This window comes from Phenylobacterium sp. (assembly GCF_004299445.1).
Lineage (GTDB): Bacteria > Pseudomonadota > Alphaproteobacteria > Caulobacterales > Caulobacteraceae > Phenylobacterium.
The window spans coordinates 61645-82348 of record NZ_SCTC01000022.1 but is presented as its reverse complement, the minus strand read 5'-3'; the positions used below and the strand labels follow the sequence as shown (position 1 = coordinate 82348).

Sequence of the window (20704 nt, the reverse complement as noted above, 5' to 3'; positions counted from 1 at the left end):
TCTCACGCATGCGGATGGGCACGGCTGTAGGCGCCGAGCAGGGCCGTCGCGTCGACCTCGGTGTAGCGCTGGGTGGTCGACAGCGAGGCGTGGCCCAGCAGTTCCTGGATCGACCGCAGGTCGGCGCCGGCGCCCAGCAGATGGGTGGCGAACGAGTGGCGCAGCGCGTGGGGCGTGGCGCTCGCGGGCAGGCCCAGCCGGCCGCGCAACAGCTGGACTGTGGCCTGGACATGTCGGGGCGACAGGGCGCCGCCGCGCTTGGCCCGGAACAGAGCCGCATCGCCGTCGATCACCTGCGGCAGCAGGGACAGGTAGGCGTCCACCGCCTCGCGCACCGCCGGCAACACCGGAACCATGCGGGTCTTCGAGCCCTTGCCGGTGATGCGCAGCATCTCGGGCAGCGGGGCGTCGGATCGCTTGAGCGACAGCGCTTCCGAGATGCGCAGGCCGCAGCCGTAGAGCAGCGACAGCACCGCCTGGTCGCGGGCGGCCTCCCAGTCCTCACGGTCGGGGTCCAGGGCCGGCTCGGCCAGCAGGCCCTGAGCCTGGTCCTCGGTGACCGGGCGCGGCGCGCCGGGCGTCACCCGCGGCCCGCGGACCAGCGAGATCGCGGCGTTGGGGGCGTCCAGCCGGCGGTCGAGGAAGCGGTGGAAGGTGCGGATGGCCGACAGGGACTGGCTGAGCGACCGCGGCGACAACGGGTGATCGCCGGTGCGCAGATGGGCCAGCCAGGCGCGCACTTCCGCCGGCGTGACGGTGGTCAGGCCCTTGACGCTGAGGCTCTCGCCCCGATGGCGTTCCAGGAAGGCGATGTAGCGGCTGGCGGCGAAGCCATAGGCTTCCAGCGTGCGCGGCGAGGCGCGGCGCTCGTGCGCCAGGTGCTGGAGCCAGGCCTGGCGGGCCTGTTCGGCGCTCAGAGCAGCGGCCATCGCTCGGCCGTGCGCTCGACCACCCGGGCCAGGAACGCGATGAGTTCGGAGCCCATCTCGGGCGTGAAGCCGTCGGGGTCGGCCGAGCCGAAGGCGAGCAGGCCCTGGCGCGAGGGCTCCCACAGGGCCATGCGCACCATGGCGACCGAGGCGATCGGTCCGGCTGCGTCGTCGAACAGGCCGAAGGCGGTGGGCAGGAGGCCCATGCGGACCATGCGGCGCGGTCCGTCCAGCAGGAGGTCGACCTGGCCCTCCACCAGCGGACGCCATCCCGCGGGCGGCAGGTTCTCGCACTCCAGCGCGATCACCCCCGCGGCCAGGCCGAAGCGCAGGCGCGCCAGATCGTCGACGCGGCGCGCGAGGTCGGAATGATTGCGCGCGTCCAGCAGGTCGACCACGGCGCCGTGCGTCTGGGCCTGGGCGGCGAAGTTGGCGCGGGCGGTCTCTTCCAGAATCTGGCGCTGTTCGGCCTCGCGCTGGTGGGCGGCGTGCACGCGCGCCATCGGCGCGAACTCGACGACATTGCCGCCGGCGACCGAGAGCCCGAGTTCCGCCAGCAGGCCGGCGTCGGCCTTCAGGAAGTCGGGGTTGTCGGCCAGGAACCGGCGGACCGCCGACGGGTCCAGCGCGTCCTGCGGGACGGCCGCCGCCGGCGCTGCGTCCGCGCGCGGGACGGTCAGGGCCTCCGCTGCGTCCGGACGGGAAGCCGGCTTCGGTTCCGGCTGACGGGTCGGCGGGGACTCGAAAGCAAACTCACCCTGCGACCCGTCCATGACACTCAAGCCCCTACAGAATCGACTGACCCGTCTTCGACCAGTCGGCCATGAACTGTTGGAGACCCGCTTCGGTTAACGGATGCTTGAAAAGCGCCTCGAAGACCGCCGGCGGGATGGTGGCGCAGTCGGCGCCGGCGAGGGCGGCTTCGGTCACGTGCTTGGGCGTGCGGATCGAGGCGGCCAGGATCTCGGTGTCGAAGTCGTAGTTGTCGTAGATCGCGCGGATCTCGTTGATCAGGTCCATGCCCACCGCGCCCTGGTCGTCGAGGCGGCCAATGAAGGGGCTGATGTAGGTGGCGCCCGCCTTGGCGGCGAGCAGGGCCTGGGCGGCGGAGAAGCACAGGGTGACGTTGGTCTGGATGCCCTGGGCCGAGAATTCCCGGGTGGCGATGAGACCGGCGCGGGTGAGCGGCACCTTGACAACCACGTTCGTGGCGACGGCGGCCAGCTTCTGGCCCTCGGCCAGCATGCCGGCGGTGTCCATGGCGGCGACCTCGGCCGAGACCGGACCCTCAACGATCTCGCAGATCTCGGCGATCACCTCCAGCATGTTGCGGCCGGACTTGGCGATCAGCGTGGGATTGGTGGTGACCCCGTCGACCAGGCCGGTGGCGGCGAGGTCCTTGAGGACGGCGGTGTCGGTGGTGTCGAGGAAGAGCTGCATTGTCTGACCTTGGAGGCTTGCCATCTTCAGGCACTTGTCGGGCCTGCTTGTAGCTGCGAAGCCCGTGACAAGAAACATGAGCCGCATCGCTTCCGTCCTCATCCCCATGCCGCTGCCCGAGGCGTTCGACTATGCCGAGCCCGAAGGCATGGGCCTCGCGCCCGGTGACCAGGTGGCCGTGCCGCTGGGCCCGCGCCTGATCCGGGGTGTGGTGGTGGAGGTCCGGGACGCGCTGGGCGGGAATCGCCCGCTGAAGCCGGTGGCCGAGCGACTGGCCGACCCCGCGCTGCCGCCGGGCACCGTGGAGTTCATTCAGTGGGCGGCCCGCTATGCCGTGGATGCGCCCGGCCAGCCGCTCGCGATCGCGCTGCGCGGCGCGCGGGCGCCCAAGCCGCGACCCATGCGGGTGCTCGTGCCGACGGGCGTGCCGCCGGCCCGGCCCACGGCGGCGCGGACCAAGGTGCTCGAAGCCGCCGTCGCGCCGATGTCGGCGGCCGATCTGGCGCGCGCGGCGGGGGTCTCGTCCGGCGTCGTGAAGGGCCTGCTGGACGAAGGCGCGCTGGACGTCCGCGAGATCGTGGCCGAGGCGCGCTTCGATCCGCCCGACCTGGGCCGCTCGGGCGCGGAGCTGAACGCCAGCCAGGCGGCCGCGGCCGAGGCGCTGAAGGCCGTGGTCGGCGGCTTCAACGTCACCCTGCTGGACGGTGTGACCGGCTCGGGCAAGACCGAGGTGTACCTGGAGGCGGCCGCCGCGGCGCTGGCCGCCGATCCGGACGCCCAGGTGCTGATCCTGCTGCCCGAGATCGCGCTGACCCAGGCGGTGATCGCGCGGGTGGCCGCCCGCTTCGGCGCCCAGCCGGGCGAGTGGCATTCCGACGTCGCCCCGCCGGCCCGGCGGCGCGTGTGGGAGGCGGTGGCCTCGGGGAACTGCCGGATCGTGGTGGGTGCGCGCTCGGCGCTGTTCCTGCCCTTCCGGCGGCTGAAGCTGATCGTCGTCGACGAGGAGCACGACGGGTCGTTCAAGCAGGAAGAGGGCTTCATCTACCATGCGCGCGACCTGGCGGTGGTGCGCGGGCGGATCGAGGACGCCGCGGTGGTGCTGGCCTCGGCCACGCCGTCGCTGGAGAGCCTGCGCAACGCCGAGACCGGGCGTTATCGCTGGCTGCGGCTGTCTACGCGCCACGGGACAGCCCGGCTGCCCGACATCGAGCTGATCGACCTGCGCGAGACGCCGCCCGAGGCGGGCCGCTGGCTGTCGCCGCCGCTGGTGCGGGAAATGGCCGAGACCTGGGCGCGGGGCGAGCAGACGCTGCTGTTCCTGAACCGCCGGGGCTACGCGCCCCTCGTGCTCTGCAAGGCCTGCGGCGAGCGGATGACGGCGCCCGACACCGACAGCTGGCTGGTGGAGCATCGCTATACGGGACGGCTGGTCTGCCACCTGACCGGATTCTCGATGCCGAAGCCCTCGGCCTGTCCGCACTGCGGGGCCAAGGACAGCCTCGTCTCGATCGGGCCGGGCGTCGAGCGAGTGGAAGAGGAAGCGCGCGCGCTGTTTCCGGAGGCGCGGATCGCCGTCTTCTCGTCCGACACGGTGTTCGACGCCCGCGAGGCGCGCCGGCTGGTCGAGGCGATGGCGGCGGGCGAGTTCGACATCCTGGTGGCCACCCAGGCGGCGGCCAAGGGCCACAACTTCCCGAAGCTGACCCTGGTGGGGGTGGTGGACGCGGACCTCGGCCTGCGCGGCGGCGACCTGCGGGCGGCCGAGCGGACCTATCAGCTGCTGGCCCAGGCCACCGGGCGGGCGGGGCGCAGGGACCGGCCGGGGAAGGCGCTTTTGCAGACCTACGCGCCCGAGCATGCCGTGATGCAGGCGCTGAAGGCCCAGGACCGTGACGCCTTCGTCGAGGCCGAGATGGCCGAGCGCGAACTCTCAGGCCTGCCGCCGTTCGGCCGGCTGGCGGCGGTGATCGCGTCGGGCCCGGACGCGGCCCAGCTGGAGGCGTTCGTCCAGGGGATGGCCAGCCAGGCGCCGAACACCCCGGGGGTGGAGGTCTACGGGCCCGCCGACGCGCCGCTGGGGCTGGTCCGGGGGCGCCGCCGCAAGCGGTTCCTGGTGCGGGCCGACCGGACGGTGGACCTGTCGGCCTACATGGCGGCCTGGCGGGCGCGGGTGCGGCCCCCAGGCCAGATCCGTGTGGCGATCGACATCGACCCCTACAGCTTTCTCTGAGCCTTCCTCCCCTTTCGGGAGGGAAGGGTCAGTGCAGCGTCTTGTCTTCGAGCGCGGGCTTGTTGCGCCGGCGCGCCAGCATGTTCAGGGCCTCGACCCCCGCCGAGAACGCCATGGCGGCGTAGATGTAGCCCTTGGGCACGTGCACCCCGAAGCCGTCGGCGATCAGGACCGCGCCGATCATCAGCAGGAAGCCCAGGGCCAGCATGACGATGGTCGGGTTCTCGTTGATGAAGTTGGCCAGGGGGTCGGCGGCGACCAGCATGATGGCGACGGTGATGACCACGGCGGCGATCATGATGGGCAGGTGGTCGGTCATGCCGACGGCGGTCAGGATCGAGTCGATCGAGAACACGATGTCGATCAGAATGATCTGGAAGATCGCCGATCCCATGTTGGCCACGACCTTTCCGCCGGCGTCCATGACGCCGTGGCCGTCGCTGGGCTCGACCTTCTCGTGGATCTCGGTGGTGGCCTTCCACACCAGGAAGAGGCCGCCCGCGATCAGGATCAGGTCGCGCCAAGAGAACGCGAAGTCCATGCCGGGGGGCGCCGGGAAGGGCAGGGTGAAGACCGGCTTCACCAGGCCCACGATGAAGGCCAGCGTCGACAGCAGGCCCAGGCGCATGATCAGCGCCAGCGCGATGCCGATCCGCCGCGCCTTGGCGCGCTGATGCTCGGGCAGCTTGTTCGAGAGGATCGAGATGAAGATCAGATTGTCGATGCCGAGCACCACCTCCATCACAATGAGGGTGATCAGTGCGGCCCAGGCGGCCGGGTCGCTCAGCAGCGCAGCGATGTCCATCTATCTCTCCCCTCGAGTGCGGGCATACATGTAACGGCTCACGTGCGAAAATCCAGCCCCGGACGTTCGATCGGGCGGGCGCCACATTTTTAGGCGCTCTTCCCGCTCACGGGTTCGTGACGAGGAATATTCTCCTCTTGGGCGAGTCTGGCCAGGAACTTTCTGCCGACCGGCCACCTCTTGTTTCGCCTTGTTACCGTTGCGTGAGGCGGGCGTATCAAAAGGTTACAGGTGGTTAATGAGAAGTCCAGACCGAGCTGTCGTTTAGCTGAATTGGGGAATGCAAACGGATGTTCGCCAATAGTTTTCTTGAGAGGATGTTAGTCCGCGCTCGAAAACAGGCGAATACTAATCTGTTGGGGAGTCTTCCGCTGCACATGCCTAAGCCAAGCTGTGGATAAACAGGGCGCGACGTCTCGACGCGCGGCGTAAACCCTCTTTTCACTGAGCGCAGATATCGTTACCCCTTCACGCCGAGAGTTCGGGGAGTCACCGAGTATGCGCAAACGGACGCGGACCCTTGTGGGTTCCTTGGCCGCTGCGGTCTTCTTTGCAGTCGCGCCAGCTGGCGCGATCGCCGAGACGTACTGGCAGTGCGTGCCCTTCGCGCGCCTGATTTCGGGCATCCAGATCTTCGGCGATGCGCGTACGTGGTGGAGTCAGGCCGTCGGCAAGTACGAGACGGGCGTGGTTCCGCGCGCGGGCGCCGTGCTGTGCTTCAAGCCGACGTCGCGTATGCGGCTGGGCCATGTGGCTGTGGTCAGCCAGGTGCTGACCGACCGCGTCGTGCAGATCACCCATGCCAACTGGAGCCCGATCGAAGGCTCGCGCGGCAAGGTGGAAAAGGACGTCACCGTCATCGACGTGTCGGCCAACGGCGACTGGAGCCAGGTGAAGGTCTGGTACGACCCCAACCGCGACCTCGGCGGCTCGACCTATTCGGTGCACGGCTTCATCTATCCCGACGCCACGTCGCGGATGCTGGCCGCCAGCGGCGTGACGCGCTTCCAGAACGGCGCGATCGCCGTGGCTCAGCAGGCCGCCCAGCAGATGGCCAGCGCCGTGCGTCCGAACAGCCAGGGCCCGATGAGCGTCCTCTCGCAGGCCGCCGACTCGACGGATCGTATCGCGGCGCTGATCGCGGCCGCGACGCGGCAGGACAACGGCTCCAACTGATCTTCCGCAATTGACGGCTTCGCCGACGCGCCTTCACAGAAGGGCGCGGAGGCGGCGCCATGCACAATGTCCTTCGGCGCGGACAGAGCGCCTTCCAGGTCGAGACCCCGGGCCCCGGCTGGCGGCCCGACGCCGAGGTCGTGTGGATCGACCTCCTCAGGCCCACCCGCGAGGAAGAGCTGGCCGTCGAGGCGGCCCTGGGCGTCGATCTGCCCACGCGCGAGGAGATGGCCGCGCTGGAGCCGTCCAGCCGCCTCTACCAGGAGGGCGGCGCGACCTTCATGACCGCCACGCTGCTGGCGCGGAGCCACGAGAACAAGCCGTTTGGGACGCCCGTCACCTTCGTACTGGTCAAGGGCCTGATGGTGACGCTCCGGTACGAGGAGCTGCGGGCGTTCACGGTGTTCTCGGCCCGGGCGCTGGAGGAGGAGAAGACCAGCGCCTCGGAGACGCTGCTAGGGCTGCTGGACGCCGTGGTCGAGCGTCTGGCCCAGGTGCTGGATGACACCGGCCGAAACGTCGAGGACGCGTCCACAGCCATCTTCGACCGCCCGCGCGCCGGCAACTTCCGGCCCTTGATGACCAGCCTGGCCCAGGCCCAGTCGGTGACGGCCCTGGCCCGCGCCAGCCTCGTCAGCGTGGGCCGCCTGCTCAGCTTCGCGGCCCTGGCGCCCGAGATCGCCGACCAGCACGCCTGCCGCGCCCATCTCAAGACGCTCCAGCGCGACACTCAGTCGCTGACCGAACACTCCAGCCATCAGTCGGCCCACGTGGCCTTCCTGCTGGATGCGGCGCTGGGTCTGATCAACATCGAGCAGAACGGCATCATCAAGTTCTTCTCGGTGGTGGCCGTGGTGTTCATGCCGCCGACCCTCGTCGCCTCGATCTACGGAATGAACTTCGACGTCATGCCCGAGCTGCACTGGGTGTTCGGCTATCCGATGGCCTTGGTGGCGATGGTGGTGGCCGGGATCCTGCCGGTGCTTTGGTTCAAGAGACGGGGCTGGCTCTAGGTTGTCATTACACATCCTGAGGTAGCATTTCGGCTTTCCTTAAGGCTGTCCCGCAACCCATCCTTAAACGCGCTGGGCCATGGTGAACGACAGGCTCCCATGTCGTCCGTCCCGCAACAGCATCATCTGGCTCTCGACGTCCACGCGCTGCGCGAGGCGCTGGACGCCCACCAGCGCTATCTGGCCGGCCGGTCAGGCGGGCGACGGCTGTCGCTGCACTATGCCGATCTCGCCAACTGCAGCCTCGAAGGCATCGACCTGCGCGACGCCGACCTGACCGGCGCGAAGCTGGCCGGGGCCACCCTGGCGCGGGCCAATCTGAGCCGGGCGATCCTGTTCGGCGCCGACCTGCGCGAAGCCGACATGCGGCACGTGAACCTGAAGCGCGCCGACCTGCGCGGCGTGTGCATGCGCGGCGCAAACCTGGCGGGCGCCGAGCTGGCCGGCTGTGATCTGCGCGAGGGACGTATCGCGTTGCAGGACAAGCTGGACGGCTTCCGGATCCTGCGCCACGAGCACCGGCCCGGCGAGCTGAACTACGCCGTGCTGTCTGGCGCCAACCTGCAGGGCGCGCAGATGAGCGGGGCCGTGGCCATGACCTCGGACTTCACCGACGCCAACCTGTCGGGCGCGGTGCTGACGGGCGCCAAGCTCATGCGGGCGGTCCTGGATGGAGCGGATCTGTCGGGCGCCGACCTGGCCGGGGCCGACCTGTCGGGCGCCTCGATGAAGCGGGCGGTGCTGAACGGGGTGAACCTCAACCAGGCGCGGCTGGACGACTGCGACCTGACCGGCGTGCTGCGGGCGCCGCCGCCGATCTTCTACATCGACGACAAGTCGCTGACCGAGGTCCTGGCCGAACATGAGGCCTATTGCGACTCGGGCGGCCGTCGCGGTCAGGTGATGAAGCTCTCCGAGGTCGACTTCCGGCCGGTCCGGACACTGAAGCGCCGTCGGCTGTCGGGCCTGTCGGCGCCCGTCTCGATCTTCTTCGGGATGGATCTGGAAGGCGTGCAGCTGCAGGGCGCCGACCTGTCGGGCTGCGATTTCCGGGGCGCCAACCTGCGCGAGGCCGACCTGCGCGGCGCGCGATTCACCGACGCCCAACTGGCGCGGGCCGACCTGCGCGGCGCCAAGATGGGGCCGCTCAACATCGCCGAGGGCCGCTACGTGCGGACCGACTTCACCCGCGCTTCCCTGAGAGGGGCCGACCTGCGGGGCGCCCACGCGCCCAAGGCGCGCTTCCTCGAAGCCGAGATGGATGGCGCCCGCGTCGCCGGCTGTGACCTGGCCGGCGCCGAGCTCGAGGTCTGACGACAGCCCTAGAGGGTCGATGGTTCCAGGTTCTCGACGGCGAAGTCGGCGGCCTGCAGCATATGCTCGACCACGATGGACCGGTGGCAGCCGCGGTGGTCGGCCTCGTAGCAGAGCAGGGCGGTCTTCTTCTCCCGGGCGATCTCGATGGCCTGCGCCAGCTGCAGCTGGGCGGCGGGCTCGGCCATGTGGGCCTCGAAGATCTCGCGCATCTCGGCGGTCTTCCCGCGCCGGGCGGCCAAGCGGCCTTCCTTGGGCGTGCCCAACTCTCGGAGGTGCACGTACCGGATGCCGGCGTCCTCCAGGCTGGATGAAAGCAGACCCTTGGAGAACCCGGCGCGGCGCGAGGCCGCCACGGCGCGCACATCGATCAGCACCTCCACGCCCGCGGCCTTGAGGGTGTCGATCACCCTGGCCTGAGGCGCGCTCTCGTAGCCGATCGTGGCCAGAGGGATGGCGCTGGAGGTCGGAGTCACGGAGCTTCCTTGGCGCCCTCGCGGGTGTGGGCCTCGATCAACGCTTCCGCCGCCCCCTTGGCTGCACCGGCCGGGCCATCGTCGCCGAAGAGCTGGCTGGTGACGTAGACGCCCTCGATCAGCAGCAGCAGGCTGTCGGCCAGCTTCTTGGGCTTCCGGGCCCCCATCGCCTTCGTCATGCTTCGCAGGCGGTCGCGCATCTGGGCCTTGTGGTCGACGGCCACCTTGCGCCCGGGATGCTTGCGATCGGGATACTCGACCGCGGCGTTCGTCAGGCCGCAGCCGCGATAGCCGGGTTTGGCGGCGCGGGCGCCCAGATCCTCGAAGAACGCCATCAGGCCCGCCCGCGGATCGTCCGGATGCCGGTCGACCGAGGTCTGGAAATAGCCCCAGAACCTCTCGGCCTGCCCCTGGAGGTAGGCGGCGATCAGCTGGTCCTTGGATTCGAAGGCGCGATAGAGGCTGGGCTTGGTGGCTCCCGCGCGGGCGACGATTTCGTCCACGCCGACGGCCCGCGCCCCCTCGCGGTAAAACAGGTCGCTGGCGGTCGACAGGATCCGATCCGCGGCCTTTTTCGGCGCTTCTTCCGGGGTTGTCAGACCTTTTGTCATGGCAGGGCCTTGTGTGTTACTGACCGGTACGTATCTAGTGCTCGAGGTTCGAGGGGACACCGGTCGGTAACATGAAGATAGTCGCACGCCGGCCGTTCGGCCAGAACTACGCCTGGGTGGTCGCCGGCGTCACATTTCTGGCCCTCCTTGCGGCGGCCGGCCTGCGATCGGCGCCCGGCGTGCTGCTGACGCCGTTACACGACGCCTTCGGCTGGAAGCGGGGCGCATTGTCGGCCGCCGCCGCGGTCGGCATCTTCCTTTACGGCCTGGTCGGACCCTTCGCGGCGGCTCTGATGCAGACCCTGGGACTCAGGCGCACGCTCCTCGCCGGCCTGACCCTGATGAGCGTCTCGACCGCGCTCAGCCTCTTCATGGCCCAGCCGTGGCAGTACGTGGTCACCTGGGGCGTGCTGTCGGGCCTGGGCAGCGGGGCGGTGGCGCTCTCGATGGGCGCGACCGTGGTCAACCGCTGGTTCGCAACCCGGCGCGGTCTGGTCATGGGCCTGCTCAGCGCGTCCACCGCCACCGGTTCGCTGATCTTCCTGCCCGGCATGGCGGCCCTGGCCCAGACTGGCGGCTGGCAGCCGGTGGTGATCACCGTCTCCCTGGCGGCCGCGGCGCTGGTCCCGCTGGTGTTCTTCCTGATGCCCGAGCGGCCGTCCGACATCGGCCAGGCGCCGTACGGCGCGACCGAGGTCGAGCCGCCGCCGCCCCCCGGGCGGCCCCGGGACGCGGTGAAGCTGGCGCTGGGCGCGCTGGCGCGGGCGTCGCGCAACCCGGCCTTCTGGCTGTTGTTCGGCACCTTCTTCGTCTGCGGCTTCACGACGAACGGGCTGATCGGAACCCACCTGATCTCGTTCTGCGGCGACAAGGGCCTGGTGCTGGTTCAGGCCGGGCTGTTGCTGGCGGCCATGGGCGTGTTCGACATGGTGGGCACGACGGCGTCGGGCTGGCTCACCGACCGCTACGATCCGCGCAAGCTGCTGTTCGTCTACTATTCGCTGCGTGGCCTCTCGCTGATGGCGCTGCCGTTCCTGGACTTCAATGTCATCAGCCTGTCGATCTTCGCGGTGTTCTACGGCCTGGACTGGCTGGCGACAGTCCCGCCCACCGTGCGCCTGGCGACGGAGAACTTCGGCGAACGCGAGGGGCCCATCGTGTTCGGCTGGGTCGCGTGCGGCCACCAGATGGGCGCGGCGACGGCGGCGTTCGGCGCGGGCGTGCTGCGCGACCTGCAGGGACGCTACACGGAGAGCTTCGTGATCGCCGGCATGCTCGCCCTGGCGGCGGCGTTCGCGGCGCTGGCCATCGCCCGGGGCGGCGCGCGGCCTGCGACGCCCGTGCCGGCGTGACCGGGTTTCCTCTCCCCGGGGAACCCCGCTAGTAGGGGCGCTATGGACGCCAAGGTGGATTTCGAGCCGCGGTCGCGGCAGGTCGCGCTTCCGACGCGGGGCGGGAAGATGGCGCTGCTGGACTTCGGCCCGGCGGACCGACCCATCGACATCGTCTTCTCCCATGCGAACGGCTTCAACGCCCGCACCTACCGCAGCATCCTGGCCCCGCTGGCGGGGTCCCTGCGGGTCGTGGCGATCGACATGCGCGGCCACGGCGGCTCGACTCTGCCGGCGGATGTCGAAACCCGCGGCGGCTGGAACGACTTCCGGGACGACCTGCTGGCCTTCCTCGACGCCGAGACCCAAGGCCCGGTGGTGCTGGCGGGGCATTCCATGGGTGGCACCGCCAGCCTGCTGGCCGCCGCACATGCGCCCGAACGGGTGAAGGCGCTGGTGCTGTTCGATCCCGTGATCTTCGCCATGGGCATGGCGCGCGACCCCGCCAACGACAACCCGTTGGCCGAGGGCGCCCTGCGCCGGCGCGCGGTCTTCCCTTCGAAAGCCGCCGCGGTCGAGGCCTACACCGGCCGGGGCGCGTTCCGCAGCTGGAGCGCCGAACAGTTGGCCGACTACGTCGAGGGCGGATTCCGCGAGACCGACGCGGGCGAGGTGACGCTGACCTGCGCGCCGGCGTGGGAAGCGTCGAACTTCCGCACCCACAACTACGACGTCTGGTCGGCGTTCCGGGCGACGCGCTGCCCGGTGCGCATCCTGCGCGCCGCAGCGGGTTCGACCGCGCGGCTGGACGAGGGCCAGGCCGAGCTCGAGGCGACCGGCCGCTTCCGCATCGACGTGATCCCCGGGACCAGCCATTTCCTGCCGATGGAGCGCCCCGAACTGGTGCGCGAGACGCTGGTGGCCGTCGCGGCGGGCTGACAGTCGACGCCATTCCGGCCCATCCTGCGCCCGGTTTGCAGGAGGGCGCTTATGGCCGAACAGCTGAAGGGCAGGACGCGGGCCGTCGATATTCTCATCCGGGGCGCCAACAGCGTCGGCGAGCTGCTCCTGATCTACGCCGGTTTGGTGGTGATCGCCGCCGCGGGATTCGCCTTCTTCGAGGGCAAGTCGTTCGGCGATGCGCTGTGGTGGTCGGTCGTGACGACCACCACGACCGGCTATGGCGACATCAGCCCGCAGACGCTGGGCGGTCGGGTGATGGCCGGCTTCGTCATGCTGACGGCGATCCTGTTCGTCCTGCCGCTGCTGATCGGGCGGATCGCGCTGGCGCTGATCGAGAACCGCGACGCCTACACCCACGAGGAGCAGGAGGCGATGAAGGCCGAGCTGGCCGCCATCCGCGCCGAACTGGCCCGGCTCAACGCGGCGCGGGACTCACAGCCCTAGCCCCGGCACGGCGTCGGCCTCCACGCGCGCCAGCTCGTCGTCGGACAGGGTGATGAGCTTCCGGGTGGTCAGGTCGAACGACACCGCGATGGCCTCGGCGCTGGCCCATGGACGGCCGGTGTCAGGGTCCAACATCCAGTGGACCAGCCTGCGGATGCGCGCATCGCCGCCGGCCGAGCCCGAGCGCAGCTCCAGCCGGTCGCCGACGCGGGGCCAACGATGGTGGACGAGGCGGTACTCCACGGCCGCGCCGCCGATCCTGGGCGGGCCGTCGTCGACGTTGCCGGGGCGGCGACCGGAGAACAGGTTGGGGATCGCGTCCGAAAGGCGGTGCATGAACCCCTCGGTGCGCAGACGGCCGAACGCGTCGCAGTGGGCGAGGTCGACCACGCCCAGGCCTGTGCGGCGCAGGCCCAGCGCCTCGGCGCGGACCAGGCTGGCCTGGGTCTCGACGGGACCGAGCCCGATGGAGCGGGGTCCGGCCCCCTCCGGCGCCTCGGTCATCAAAGCCTCGGCGCGGGCGCGAATGCGATCCGGCCAGGGGAAGGGGTGGCCGTCGCGGGCCGTGGCGTGGGCCACGACGGTCTGGATCGCCGCCGCGAGCGTCCCGTCGTGGTGGCGCATCAGGAACGAGAGCCGAGCTTCGGTCGCGCCGATCTCCAGCACCCCGCCGGTCATCGAAAGGGCCGCGCCGGGGCGCGCCTCCTTCAGAAACCGGATGTGCTGCTCGCGGACGATCAGCGTCGCCTCGGTCGAAGGCGCGAACACGCGCGGCATGCCCAGCTCGGCCGCCAGGCCCGCCAGGGCCTCGATCGACTTGGCGACATAGAACCCGACGTTCAGGTGGCCCATGGAGTCGCTCTCCCAGGCCGCCACGCCGCCGCGCCAAACCTCGATCGCCGCCATGCCCATCCCCACCGTTGCGCGGGGAACTTACGGGCGCCCGCCGGAGGCCGCTACCTCGCGCGCGCCATTCAACTGCGGTGGCGCGTCAGCGCCGGTCATGTTCGACCACGAACCATACGAACGCGCGGTTTGGTCCGCACCGCGAACAGCAGGCTCCGTTCGTGTGGTTCGTGGTCGATTAGGACAGCGCCTGCGGCGCGCCCTGAACCGGCCAGGTCAGCGCCTGGCGGCGGATGGGTCGAGGCTGGGGTCGGATGGGCGAGGGCCGCCGTCCCCGGCCCCTTGGCGAGGTTCGGGATTGGCGGCGCCCGGGTCGATGGAGTCGTCCCTGTTGACCGAGGGGTAGCGCTCGGCGCCGGCGTTGTCGGGGGCGTCGTTCAGCGGCCGGGCGGCGTTGTCCTTGCGGCCCTGGCTCTGGATCTTGTCGTCGGCGTGCGTCTCGGCGCCCATGGGGAAACTCCTTGCGCGTGTAGGATCGTGTCCAAAGCGCAACTGCGGGCGGTATCGTTCCGATGCGTTTTCCGGGGTCGAACGCGCGCGCGGGCGGCGCCACAATGTGGAGACTGATTTGAGGGGGCCGAAGGCGGCGATGGCGGGCAAGCCCACAAAGGTCCTGGTCAAGCGCCACGCGCTGGTGACCAGGCTCACGCACTGGCTGAACGTGCTGGTGATCAGCCTGCTGCTGATGAGCGGGCTGCAGATCTTCAATGCGCACCCGGCGCTGTACTGGGGCGCCAAGTCCACCTTCGCAGAGCCGTGGCTGGCGATGACCAAGGAGGAGATCGGCGACCAGCCGCGCGGGATCACCACCGTCGGCGGGCTGAAGTTCGACACCACCGGCGTGCTGGGATGGTCGGGCCCTGAGGGCATGCGCGAGCAGCGCGGCTTTCCCTCCTGGGCCACGGTCCCCAGCTGGCGCGACCTGGCGACGGGCCGCAACTGGCACTTCTTCTTTGCCTGGCTGTTCGTGCTGAACGGCTTCGTCTACCTGGCCTGGGGGCTGCTGGGCGGCCATCTGCGAAAGGATCTGCTGCCCAATCGCGACCAGCTCGCGCCCGGCCACATCCTTCACGAGATCAGCACGCACGCGCGGCTCAAGTTCGCCAAGGGCGAGGAGGCGCGGCGCTACAACGTGATCCAGAAGTTCACCTACCTCGCGGTGATCCTCGTCCTGCTGCCGACGATGGTGGCGACGGGGCTCTGCATGTCGCCTGGGTTCAACGCGGCGGCGCCGTGGCTGGTGGATGTCTTCGGCGGGCGGCAGTCGGCGCGCTCGATCCACTTCATTTCAGCGGGGCTGATCGTGGCGTTCGTGGTGGTCCATCTGGTCCTGGTGGTGCTCTCGGGCCTCTGGAACAACATGCGCTCGATGATCACCGGCCGTTACGCCATCGAAGTCGAAGGAGGACGGTCGTGAGAAGGAGGTCGGGCGTGAGCCTCAACCGCCGCCACTGGCTGACCGCCGCCGGCGCGACCGTGACGTCGCTTTGGCTGGCCGGTTGCGACAAGCTGGCCACCAATTCCACCTTCACCGGCGTGCTGCGGGTGGCCGAAAAATGGACCTACCGGGCCCAGCGGCTGGTCGCCGACCGCAACGCGCTGGCCGCCGAGTTCACGCCGGCCGACATCTCCAAGGACTTCAAGGCCAACGGCACACTGCGACCGCAGGACGACGAGTACACAGAGCTGATGGCGGGCGGCTTCGCCGACTACAGGCTGGTGGTGGATGGACTGGTGGAGCGGCCGCTGGAGCTGACGCTGGGCCAGGTGCGGGCGTTGCCGTCGCGCACCCAGATCACGCGGCACGACTGCGTCGAGGGCTGGTCGTCGATCGGCAAGTGGAAGGGCGCTCGGCTGTCGGCGCTGCTGGCCCAGGCCAAGCTGAAACCCGAGGCGAAGTACATCGTCTTCCACTGCTTCGACACGCTGGAGCAGACGCTGGACGGCTCGGGCCGCTACTACGAGAGCATCGACCTGGTCGACGCCATGCACCCGCAGACCATCCTGGCCTACGAGATGAACGATGCGACCCTGCCCGTGCGCCACGGCTATCCGCTGCGCCTGCGGGTGGAGCGCCAGCTCGGGTACAAGCACGCCAAGTACGTGATGCGGATCGAGGCGGTGTCCGACTTCAGCCAGATCGGCCGCGGCCAGGGCGGCTTCTGGCCCGACCGCGGCTACGAGTGGTACGCGGGCATCTGACCCTGCCCTTCCCACGCAGTGGGAAGGGGGACCGCCCGCCGAGGCCGTAGGCCGAAGAGCGGGTGGTGGGAAGGGCAAGCAGCCGGCAGAGCGCCGGCTTCATCCGCCCAAGGTTTCAGCACATCAGCTCGCAAAGTCGTGGATGAGGCATGCCCTCTCCACCCCCCCCCCCGCTCTTCGCCTCCGGCTCGGCGGGCGGTCCCCCTCCCCCACTTCGTGGGAAAGGCAAGGCGTGGCCCTAGAACGGGCTCTTGTTGAGCTCGGCCTCCTTGGCGCACGTCGCCGCGTCGGGCTTGGGGCCCGAGGCGCGCAGGGCGGCCAGCTCGGCGCGTGCGGCTTCCAGGTCGGCGCGGTAGGCCGGCGACGACTGGGTCAGCGCGAACTGGGCCGAGGCCAGCAGCATCCCGGCGTCGACGGCGCTGACCGTATGCACGCCGCAGACCGCGCGGCTGTCGGCGAAGGCCCGGCCGCGGGCCAGCACCTCGGCGGCCCGGTCGGGCGCGATCTCGGCCACCACCAGCGCGTCGCCCCATCCCAGCTGGGCGTGGCCCGACGGATAGTCGAAGCTGTTGTCCAGCGCTGGGCTCTTCTCGGTGCAGATGTTCCCACCCCAGCGCTTGTACGGCCGGGCGCGGCTGTAGACCGCCTTGGCCGCCGTATTCAGCCGTCCCACGTCCATGGAGGTGCGGGTCAACACCAGCGCCAGCTTGGGGGCCGAGGCGGCGTCCAGCTTCACGCCGACGGCGCATGAGAAGTTCGCGACGCGGTTGGTGATCGCATAGGGCACATCGGCCTGAGCCTGGGCCCAGCGGGGACTACCCTCCAGCTTGCGGGCCGCCTCGTACAGGCGCTTGTCCTCGAGATCGCGGGCGTCGCCCTCCTTGGGCGCGGGCCGCAGGATCTGGGCCGGGTCGGGCGTGGTGGTCAGATAGCCCGATGGCGGCGGCTGTCCCGTCGCCGATCCGAAGGCCGCAATCCCGGCGACCAGCGCCGCCAGCCCGACACGCACCCGCATGACTCTCTCCCAGTTTCTTTCGCCAAGGGGTGTCGCAAAGCGCGGCCGCGGGCGCAACCGCCCGCTCGGCGAACGGCGGAATTGAATAATCTTGACATAGGAATTGATTTTCTTAAGCTCAAGCCATGGCGGAAGAGAAGAAACAGGATTGGCAGGCGCTGACCGAGCTCACTCAGGGGCGGCCGATGACGGTGGAGCGCGTCCGACTGGCGGACAGCGGCATCGCCATAGAAGGCGCTTTCGAGCTGCCCCGGTTGGCCCAGCTGTCGGCCGAGGACCAGATCTTCGTCGCCGCCTTCCTGCGCAGCCACGGCTCGATCAAGGAGATGGAGCAGGTGTTCGGGGTCTCGTACCCGACCGTGAAGGCGCGCCTGAACCGCATCGCCGGCATGCTTGAGCTGGTCGAGATCAACGTGCCGCCCAGCCGCAGCGAGGTGCTGGAGCGCCTGGGCCGCGGCGAGATCACCGCCGACCAGGCGGTCGCCGAACTGGAGGGGCGCCGATGAACGCACCCATGGCTGTGCGCCGTCATGGCGACCTGGCCGCGATCCGCGATCGCGCCGCGCGTCACCGCCGCCCGCACGCCGTCGAAGGGCGTCCGACACGGGTTACCCTGTGGCTTCCCCTGACGCCGCTGTTCGCGGCGCTCTCCCCTTTCGCGATGCTCCTGGCGCCGCTGCTGCTGCTGGCGCCGCCGATGTGGCGAACGAACCCGTACCAGACTGCCTTCAACGTCGGCTGGGTCCTGCTCTCGCTGAGCGGGACCGAGATCGACGTCGACACCCACGACGCCAAGATCCGCATCCGGATCTTCTGAGGAGCTTCCCATGAGCGAAGATCGCCGCACGATCCTCGAGATGCTGGCTGCAGGCCGGATCACGGCCGACGAGGCCGACCGGCTGCTGGCGGCGATGGAGACCCGGGGGGGCAGGTCCGGCTCGGACCCCGCCGGCTCCGGCTATCCGGCCAACCGCGCCGCGCCCAAGTACCTGCGCATCTCGGTCGACAGCGAAGAGCCCGACGACGACGGGCCGACCAAGGTGAACATCCGGGTGCCGATGCAGCTGCTGCGCGCCGGCGTGCGGCTGGCCAGCATTATTCCGCCCAAGGCGCGCGACGAGGTGAACGCCGCGATGCGCGAGAACGGCGTGCCCTTCGACCTCCACCAACTGAGGCCCGAGAACCTCGAGGAGCTGGTCGAGCACCTGGGCGACCTGCAGGTCGACGTCGACGAGAAGCGCACCAAGGTGCGCATCTTCTGCGAATAGCGTCCGAGCCGGCGATGGCTCGCCGGCTCGGTTTCCCGGGGTGCTACGCCTTCAGGAAGAGGTCGGCCCAGCGGGGCTTCTTGCGGGCCTTGTGGCTGCCGCGGTGCCAGGCGTCGGAGGCGATCAGCGGGACCACGGTGGTGGCCTCGGCGAACACCATCTGCTCCCAGGTCACGTCGACCTTGCCCCACGAGCAGGCTTCCTTCAGCGTCGAGGACGAGCAGGCGCCGTCGCGCACGTCGGCCACGGTGATCTGGACGGCGTACTTGTGCATGTCGACCTCGTGGCCGAGGATCTCGGCGCAGACGACGGTGTCCTGCGCGAAGTTCTTCGGCACGCCGCCGCCCACCATGAAGAGGCCGGTCGCGCCGGCCTTCAGCTTGATCTCGGTCAGTTCGCGGAAGTCGGCCACGGCGTCGATGGTGAGGTAGGGCTTGCCCGCCTTCATCCGCTCGACCTGATGCTTCACTAGGCCGAAGCCGGCCGACGAGTCGACGAAGGCCGGGCAGAAGATCGGCACGCCCTCCCGATAAGCCACCTCGACCAGGCTGTCCGGCTTCTTCGCGTTGCCGGCCGCCAGCCACTTGCCCATCTCGTGGATGAACTCGCGGCTCGAGTAGGGGCGCGGCTCCAGCAGTTCGCACAGCGCGTAGATCGTGCCGTCGCAGTTCTGGAGCTCTTCCTCGTCGATGTAGGTGTCGTAGATGCGGTCGATGTACATCTCGCGCAGCTCACGGTCGTCGACGGTGGAGTCGGCCTGGTAGTGCTTGAAGCCGAGGGCTTCGAAGAAATCCATGTCGACGATCGAGGCGCCGGTGGCGACGATCGCGTCGATCATCCCGTACTTCACCATGTCGCGGTAGATGTGCATGCAGCCGCCCGCGCTGGTCGAGCCGGCCAGGGTCAGCCAGGTCGAGCAGTCGGGGTCCTGCAGCGACATCGACCAGATGTCGGCGGCGCGCGCGGTGTCGCGGCTGGTGAAGCTCATCTTGCGCATGGCGTCGATGACGGGCCGGGCGTCGTACTGGTCGATCGCCACGTGCTCGACGGTGTTGGCCAGGAGCTCGGCCTTGCGGTTGGTGTTCGCCGGAGCGTTCATCTTCTGAAGTTCCCTTCTGAGGGTGATCGCCCGTCGCCATAGAAAAAGGCGCGACCGGGACGGAGCGACCGGCCGCGCCTATAACACTTGAATCCGACAGTTGTTACCGCTTGCGGCGGCTCTTCCCGGCGCGGCCCTTGGGGCGCGAGAGGCGAACGACCTTGCGGTCTTCCTCACGCTCCTCGCGGGGCAGTCGGATGGTGCGACCGGCCAGGCCGAACATCGAGGCCATCGGGGCGTCGCGGACCTCGACGATCTCGGCTTCGCCGAAGCCGTTGAAGTTGGTCGTCATGGCCACGCCGTACGCGCCCAGCATGCCGATCTCGATGTAGTCACCCTCGCGGATGTCTTCCGGCAGCCAGAACGGGCCCGGCATGTGGTCGATCGAGTCGCAGGTCGGGCCGTAGAAGCGAAAGGGCTTGAGGGCGCCTTCCACTTCGTGGGCGTCGTCGCCTTCGCCGCGGTAAAGCTTCACCGGGAAGGGCCACTTCATGTGCGCCGCATCGAACAGCGAGCCGTAGCTGCCGTCGTTGAGATACAGCGCGTCGCCCTTCTTGAGCTCGACCTTGGTCAGCACCGAGGAGGCTTCCGCCACCAGGGCCCGGCCGGGCTCGGCCCACAGCTCGGTTTCCTCGTGCACGCTCATCTCGCCGAAGCCGCGCTGGATGGAGTCGACATAGTCGCTCATGTCCGGCGGGATCATGCCCGGGTAGACCGACGGGAAGCCGCCGCCGACGTCGACGATGTCGACCATGACGCCGGCGCGCACGATGGCGCGCTGGGCCTGGGCCATCGCCGCCTGGTAGGCGGTGGGCCGCATGCACTGGCTGCCGACGTGGAAGCTGACGCCCATCTTGCCCTGGGTGGCGCGGCGCGCGGCCAGCAGCAGGGCCGGAGCCTCGTGCAGGTCGACGCCGAACTTGCCGGCCAGGGAGTAGGACGCGCCTTCCGCGACGACCGCGAGGCGCACGATCAGGGTCAGGTCCTCGGCGCCGCCAGTGGCCTCGAGAATCTTCGCCAGCTCCTCATGCGTGTCGAGCGCGAAGGTCTTCACGCCGAAGCGGTTGTACGCCTCTGCGATCGCCTTGCGGCTCTTCACCGGATGCATGAAGGCCATGCGCGCGCCCGGGGCGAACTGCGCCACGAGCTCGATCTCGCGGATCGACGCCACATCGAACGAATTCACGCCGTTCTGCACGAGGGTCTCGATGACCCACGGCGAAGGGTTCGCCTTCACAGCGTAGAAAACGTCGCCCTTAAAGCTGTCCTGGAACCAGCGCGCCGCTACCGCCACCGCGTCGGGTCGCGCAAAGGCGACGGGACGCTCCGGTGACCGCTCACGGACAAGGTCCAGGGGCGTATGGTACGTCTGCACCTCACGCAACCCCCAACGGATTGTTGAACCAAGTCCGGCGTTAGCAGCGCTTTTGAGGACATCGGGTCCGCCGGAAGGCGCGCATTTAGGGGCAATGGACCCCCATG

23 protein-coding genes are annotated in these 20704 nt (G+C 69.5%); 12 read left to right on the top strand and 11 right to left on the bottom strand.

Annotation, left to right across the window (positions count from 1 at the left end; genetic code table 11):
- Positions 1-2 precede the first annotated feature (2 nt).
- Genes EPN98_RS06345 through fsa form a run of 3 tightly spaced genes read right to left on the bottom strand, consistent with a single transcriptional unit; the run spans position 3 to position 2369 of the window.
- Positions 3-929, bottom strand: coding sequence for a tyrosine recombinase XerC (locus EPN98_RS06345; protein ID WP_293361647.1), 927 nt, complete (start codon positions 927-929; stop codon positions 3-5).
- Positions 914-1702 (bottom strand): DUF484 family protein, encoded by a 789-nt coding sequence (locus tag EPN98_RS06340; protein ID WP_366558462.1) that lies wholly within the window; start codon positions 1700-1702, stop codon positions 914-916. The genes EPN98_RS06345 and EPN98_RS06340 overlap by 16 nt, the downstream gene beginning before the upstream one ends.
- Before the next feature lie 13 nt (positions 1703-1715).
- On the bottom strand, positions 1716-2369 hold the full coding sequence (gene fsa, locus EPN98_RS06335; protein WP_293361645.1) for a fructose-6-phosphate aldolase: 654 nt from the start codon (positions 2367-2369) through the stop codon (positions 1716-1718).
- A gap of 76 nt (positions 2370-2445) precedes the next feature.
- On the opposite strand from fsa, the gene EPN98_RS06330 reads away from it, so the two are divergent.
- Positions 2446-4599, top strand: coding sequence for a primosomal protein N' (locus EPN98_RS06330; RefSeq protein ID WP_293361643.1), 2154 nt, complete (start codon positions 2446-2448; stop codon positions 4597-4599).
- A 28-nt stretch (positions 4600-4627) separates the two neighbouring features.
- On the opposite strand, the gene EPN98_RS06325 is transcribed toward EPN98_RS06330, so the two are convergent.
- The gene (locus EPN98_RS06325; RefSeq protein WP_293361641.1) at positions 4628-5404 is read right to left on the bottom strand and encodes a TerC family protein; all 777 of its coding nucleotides are present in this window, start codon (positions 5402-5404) and stop codon (positions 4628-4630) included.
- Positions 5405-5902: 498 nt separating this feature from the next.
- On the opposite strand from EPN98_RS06325, the gene EPN98_RS06320 reads away from it, so the two are divergent.
- The 3 genes from EPN98_RS06320 to EPN98_RS06310 all read left to right on the top strand — a co-directional run bounded on the left by EPN98_RS06320 (position 5903) and on the right by EPN98_RS06310 (position 8907).
- A complete protein-coding gene (locus EPN98_RS06320; protein WP_293361639.1) occupies positions 5903-6580 on the top strand; it encodes a CHAP domain-containing protein in 678 nt (225 codons plus the stop codon).
- A gap of 59 nt (positions 6581-6639) precedes the next feature.
- On the top strand, positions 6640-7593 hold the full coding sequence (locus tag EPN98_RS06315) for a magnesium transporter CorA family protein (RefSeq protein WP_293361637.1): 954 nt from the start codon (positions 6640-6642) through the stop codon (positions 7591-7593).
- A 99-nt stretch (positions 7594-7692) separates the two neighbouring features.
- Entirely contained in the window at positions 7693-8907 is a 1215-nt protein-coding gene (locus tag EPN98_RS06310) for a pentapeptide repeat-containing protein (RefSeq protein WP_293361635.1), read from the top strand.
- Positions 8908-8915: 8 nt separating this feature from the next.
- Here EPN98_RS06310 and EPN98_RS06305 read toward each other — a convergent pair whose 3' ends face one another.
- Together EPN98_RS06305 and EPN98_RS06300 are read right to left on the bottom strand one after the other, a co-directional pair.
- Positions 8916-9383, bottom strand: a complete 468-nt coding sequence (locus EPN98_RS06305; RefSeq protein ID WP_293361633.1) for a DUF488 family protein — start codon at positions 9381-9383, stop codon at positions 8916-8918.
- Positions 9380-9994, bottom strand: a complete 615-nt coding sequence (locus EPN98_RS06300) for a TetR/AcrR family transcriptional regulator (RefSeq protein WP_293361631.1) — start codon at positions 9992-9994, stop codon at positions 9380-9382. Before EPN98_RS06300 ends, EPN98_RS06305 begins: the two co-directional genes overlap by 4 nt.
- 71 nt (positions 9995-10065) lie before the next feature.
- Between EPN98_RS06300 and EPN98_RS06295 the strand changes: the two genes are divergently transcribed.
- The 3 genes from EPN98_RS06295 to EPN98_RS06285 are packed head-to-tail and all read left to right on the top strand — an operon-like array spanning position 10066 to position 12732.
- Entirely contained in the window at positions 10066-11346 is a 1281-nt protein-coding gene (locus EPN98_RS06295) for an MFS transporter (RefSeq protein ID WP_293361629.1), read from the top strand.
- Between the two features lie 42 nt (positions 11347-11388).
- On the top strand, positions 11389-12264 hold the full coding sequence (locus tag EPN98_RS06290) for an alpha/beta hydrolase (protein WP_293361627.1): 876 nt from the start codon (positions 11389-11391) through the stop codon (positions 12262-12264).
- Between the two features lie 51 nt (positions 12265-12315).
- Positions 12316-12732, top strand: coding sequence for a potassium channel family protein (locus EPN98_RS06285; protein WP_293361625.1), 417 nt, complete (start codon positions 12316-12318; stop codon positions 12730-12732).
- Here the strand turns inward: EPN98_RS06285 and EPN98_RS06280 are convergent.
- A complete protein-coding gene (locus EPN98_RS06280) occupies positions 12721-13638 on the bottom strand; it encodes a thioesterase family protein (protein WP_366558461.1) in 918 nt (305 codons plus the stop codon). The two genes, EPN98_RS06285 and EPN98_RS06280, sit on opposite strands and share 12 nt — an antisense overlap.
- 216 nt (positions 13639-13854) lie before the next feature.
- Positions 13855-14088, bottom strand: a complete 234-nt coding sequence (locus tag EPN98_RS06275; RefSeq protein WP_293361621.1) for a hypothetical protein — start codon at positions 14086-14088, stop codon at positions 13855-13857.
- Positions 14089-14206: 118 nt separating this feature from the next.
- On the opposite strand from EPN98_RS06275, the gene EPN98_RS06270 reads away from it, so the two are divergent.
- Positions 14207-15055: a cytochrome b/b6 domain-containing protein gene (locus EPN98_RS06270; protein ID WP_293361619.1), complete on the top strand. Its 849-nt coding sequence runs from the start codon at positions 14207-14209 to the stop codon at positions 15053-15055.
- A 14-nt stretch (positions 15056-15069) separates the two neighbouring features.
- Positions 15070-15840 carry a molybdopterin-binding protein gene (locus EPN98_RS06265; protein ID WP_293361617.1) on the top strand — a complete coding sequence of 257 codons (771 nt, stop codon included), beginning with the start codon at positions 15070-15072 and terminating at the stop codon, positions 15838-15840.
- A gap of 238 nt (positions 15841-16078) precedes the next feature.
- Here EPN98_RS06265 and EPN98_RS06260 read toward each other — a convergent pair whose 3' ends face one another.
- On the bottom strand, positions 16079-16855 hold the full coding sequence (locus EPN98_RS06260) for a phosphatase PAP2 family protein (protein WP_293361615.1): 777 nt from the start codon (positions 16853-16855) through the stop codon (positions 16079-16081).
- A gap of 125 nt (positions 16856-16980) precedes the next feature.
- Between EPN98_RS06260 and EPN98_RS06255 the strand changes: the two genes are divergently transcribed.
- Genes EPN98_RS06255 through EPN98_RS06245 form a run of 3 tightly spaced genes read left to right on the top strand, consistent with a single transcriptional unit; the run spans position 16981 to position 18123 of the window.
- Positions 16981-17361, top strand: coding sequence for a DUF2089 domain-containing protein (locus tag EPN98_RS06255; protein ID WP_293361613.1), 381 nt, complete (start codon positions 16981-16983; stop codon positions 17359-17361).
- Complete coding sequence (locus tag EPN98_RS06250; protein WP_293361611.1) at positions 17358-17672, top strand: hypothetical protein; 315 nt, start codon at positions 17358-17360, stop codon at positions 17670-17672. Before EPN98_RS06255 ends, EPN98_RS06250 begins: the two co-directional genes overlap by 4 nt.
- Before the next feature lie 10 nt (positions 17673-17682).
- Complete coding sequence (locus EPN98_RS06245) at positions 17683-18123, top strand: hypothetical protein (protein ID WP_293361609.1); 441 nt, start codon at positions 17683-17685, stop codon at positions 18121-18123.
- A 43-nt stretch (positions 18124-18166) separates the two neighbouring features.
- On the opposite strand, the gene EPN98_RS06240 is transcribed toward EPN98_RS06245, so the two are convergent.
- Both EPN98_RS06240 and EPN98_RS06235 read right to left on the bottom strand, forming a co-directional pair.
- Entirely contained in the window at positions 18167-19222 is a 1056-nt protein-coding gene (locus EPN98_RS06240) for a deoxyhypusine synthase (RefSeq protein WP_293361607.1), read from the bottom strand.
- Positions 19223-19325: 103 nt separating this feature from the next.
- Positions 19326-20597: a type III PLP-dependent enzyme gene (locus EPN98_RS06235; protein WP_293361605.1), complete on the bottom strand. Its 1272-nt coding sequence runs from the start codon at positions 20595-20597 to the stop codon at positions 19326-19328.
- Positions 20598-20704: the final 107 nt, after the last annotated feature.